At 64.9% G+C, this 3,492-nt stretch carries 2 protein-coding genes and 1 pseudogene; 1 reads left to right on the forward strand and 2 read right to left on the reverse strand.

Features of this window, described 5'->3' with window-relative positions; genetic code table 11:
* Nucleotides 1-96: 96 nt before the first annotated feature.
* Nucleotides 97-1,119 (reverse strand): magnesium and cobalt transport protein CorA, encoded by a 1,023-nt coding sequence (locus ACTHLF_RS20510; RefSeq protein WP_440329972.1) that lies wholly within the window; start codon nt 1,117-1,119, stop codon nt 97-99.
* 216 nt (nt 1,120-1,335) lie between these two features.
* On the opposite strand from ACTHLF_RS20510, the gene ACTHLF_RS20515 reads away from it, so the two are divergent.
* Nucleotides 1,336-2,730 carry a hypothetical protein gene (locus tag ACTHLF_RS20515; protein WP_440329974.1) on the forward strand — a complete coding sequence of 465 codons (1,395 nt, stop codon included), beginning with the start codon at nt 1,336-1,338 and terminating at the stop codon, nt 2,728-2,730.
* On the opposite strand, the pseudogene ACTHLF_RS20520 reads toward ACTHLF_RS20515, so the two are convergent.
* Nucleotides 2,731-3,492, reverse strand: a pseudogene (locus ACTHLF_RS20520) (DUF4105 domain-containing protein); the annotation flags it as partial.

A 3,492-nucleotide genomic window follows, 5' to 3' on the forward strand; every position in this document is an offset into this window, starting at 1 on the left:
GAACCGGGGCCTTTACACGGGGGAGGGAGGCTCCACCGAGCATAAGCCCGCACAAGGCGTCAACGCTACCGCCACGCAAGTCTTGTGGGAGGCAATTCAGAACCAGCGGTTCTTCTTCAACATGATGAAGATGCCGCCCACGATGCACGCGACCAGGCAGGAAATCGCGGGATACGCCCACGGCTTGTCGAGCTCTGGCATGTGCGCGAAGTTCATGCCGTACCAGCTGGTGATCAGCGTCGGCGCGGCGAGCATGGCGGCCCAGCCGGCGAGTTTTTTCATCACCTCGTTCTGGCCGAACGTCACGAGCGCCAGGTTCACGCCGATGGCCGCGCCAAGCATTTCGCGCATGGCGGAAATGGACTCGTTGACGCGGAAAACGTGGTCGTAGATATCGCGGAAGTAAGCGCGCAGTTCGTCATGGATCAGGTGCGGATGCAGGCGGGTGAGCTGGGCCACGATGTCCTGCAGCGGTGCCACCGCGAGGCGCAGCGTCATCAGTTCGCGCTGCATGTCGTACAGGCGCTTGATCGTCTGGCGGTTGTAGGTTTCGGCGAAGATATCGTTCTCGAGTTCATGCAGCTCCTGCCGGAAATCGCGCACGATCGGCAGGAAGTTATCCACGATGAAATCGAGCACCGCATACAGCGCGTAGCTCGGGCCCATCGCCAGGAGTTCCGGCGTCTGCTCGCAGCTGTGGCGGGCGGGGGCGTAGGAGAGCGAAGCACCATGCCGTACCGTCATGAAGTACCGGCGGCCGAGGAAGATCTGCGTTTCACCGAAGGCGATATTGCCCCCGACGAGCTGCGCCGTCTGCGCGACGATGAACAGCGAGTCGCCGTAGGTCTCGATCTTGGTGCGCTGGTGGGCCAGCTGGGCATCCTCGATCGCCAGGTCGTGCAGGTCGAACTCCTCCTGCAGTTTCAGCAGCAAGGCCTCATCGGGCTCGTGCAGGCCGACCCAGACAAAGGTATCGGGCTCCTTCAGCACATCGCTGATGGCCTCGATGGAGATATCGCCAATGCGCTTGCCATTGGTTCGGTAAGCCACGCAGTTCACGATCATGCCACCGGCATGGTCGACAGACGCGGGCTCGGGAATCAGGGGGACGGTAGCCATGGGTGGGGATGATGCCGTGGGCGGGGGCAGGCGGCAACGCCGGGTCAGGCATCGCCCCGGTTGCGTGGGTGGGCGCCGACGCAACGGCTAGGGCGCGCGCCGATGTGGGTGCATGGGCCCTTTATATACCTTCGTAAAGCGGTGGTTTCGTGACGAGCAAGAAATTGCGGGCACGCCGGCCAGCCGCCCCAAGGACCCACATCAAGGACTGATCCCGTGACCCAAGCAACCCCCGTGCTGCCGAAACTGCCATTCGATTACGCCACATGGAACAAGGACACCTACCTGCCGCCCGCGGTGACCGATCTCACCGGGCAGGCGAAATTCAAGGTGCTCGACAAGGCCGTGGAGGCCTACCTGAAGGCGCCTTCACAGGCCACCCTGACGACCATGCGCAACGCGGTGTACGACTGGACCGGCTACAAGGACCGAAACGATGGCGCCGGTGCATGGAAGAAAAGCCACCGCAACAAGAAGCTCTCCATTTCGATGCTGATGGCGGCCATCGAGGGCAGCGGCGACACGGATGCAGGCCTGGGCATGCCGGATTTCATGAGCGAGAGCATGCTGAAATCGCGCCTCGGTATCCTTTACCTTTTCGCCCACCTTGCATGCGACGAAGGTGTGTTCCGCTTCGCCACGAACGGATTGCTGGACCTCAACGGCAAGGGTGAGGCGAAGGGCAAACCCGCGCAGCGTGAGACCGGATCGGAGGCGATCGGTGCGAAGCAGCCGGCCCGGAATGCGTCGGAAGAGGCGGTTCGCACCGAGGTTGCCAAGGCCCTGCGCGAAACCGGCGATGCCCTCGCCAACGCAGCGTGCGGGCAGGCCGAGGACGGCCTGGATGACAGCACGACCACGCACGTATCGCGGATGTGGGACATGATTCCCGGGGGCAAGGAGGCGGTGTGCAGCTATCTGGCCGACAAGCTGATGGATGAGATCTCTCCGTTCCTCGCCAACTCGGTGCATACGGTGGCCGGATTCCGCAAGGCAGTGCAGGCGGCTAGCGATCGCTACGCGCTGCATGTGCGGGGCAAGGCGGTGGTCCTCGTCCCGGGTGTGCCGACCAGCACCATCGATGGGGTGAAGCGCGCGATGGACCTCAGCCTCGCCGGCGATGTGTATGGTGTGCTGAAGTCTGGCGCGGTGCTGGCTATGGAGGGCCTTGTGCCGGCCGTTGCCGGCATGATCGCCGAGATGGCGTTCTCCGCGGTGGAAGCCCTGATCACCATCACCCGCAAGGTGTACGAGCTGTACCGCATGCGCGTGTTCACGCATGAGGCCGCGGCGTACTGGGTGCAACGCGATGCGGTGACCTCGCTGCATCGCCAGCCCTACGCCTTCAATCGCTGGTACCGCAAAGCGGCGCTGCGCGTACCTGCCATCCCTTCCCTCGCGATGAAGAGCGGCCTCTGCGGCGACAAGATGCACATGCTGTGCATGTTCACCAGCCAGGGCGAGGTGATCACCCAGCAGCGCTTCGACGAGGGTGTCGTTTATATCGACAAGATCAAGGCGTGGGGCACCGAGTACCTGGCCGGCTGTGGTTACGCCTTCAGCAGCAAGGAGAAGCTGGTGGCCAGCGCGCTGGGCCTGCCGGTGAAGTGATCAGTCGTGCCGGCGGCACAGGCTCGCGAACAGCGCGGCCCAGCAGGGCAGTGCGAAGAGCAGCCAGGGCATGTTCCGCTGCGGGAAGTCCGGCCACAGGTGCAGCAGCAGGCCGATCACGCACGCGGCGAAACTGATGCCGGTGACGCGCGAGGCCAGCCGGCTCAGGGGCCGGCCCGCGCGGCGCAGGCGCCAGATGCCGGGGATGATCAGCAGAGCGAACGGCTGGTAGGCGAGCAGGTTGAAGTTGCCCCAGGCCGAACGGTGCAGGGTCAGCGTCCACAGGCCCAGCATGAACAGGCCCGCCACGCCGGTGAACACGGTGAAGAGGGTGCCCGCGGCCACGAAGACGCCGCGGGCGCCACGATGGCGCGTGATGGCGGGGAGGGCGAGCGGACTGGCCAGGACGATGCCGGCGATGAGCAGGGGCCAGCGCAGGTCGGGGGCCTCTTCGGGCGGCGGGACGAGCGTGGCTTCGGCGAGCGTCTCGTCCTTGAGCACCAGCGGCTGCCCATTCACTTCCGCCTTACGCACCAGCGCTTCCAGCTCCATCGGGAGGAAGGCTTCGCGCCACGATGTCATCGGTTGGTCGGCGAAGGGGCCGAGGCCGAGGTCCATGCCGAGCATCAGCCACGCCTGGTTGCTCATCAGGCGCGCGGTTTGTTCGCGGTAGGTCATGCCGCCGCGCTGGGTGCGCCACTGGCGATCGAGCACGCCACCGAGCGCGGAATCCAGGGCATCGCGCACGCGCGTGGTGCAGTT

Source organism: Luteibacter sp. (assembly GCF_051958795.1).
Lineage (GTDB): Bacteria > Pseudomonadota > Gammaproteobacteria > Xanthomonadales > Rhodanobacteraceae > Luteibacter.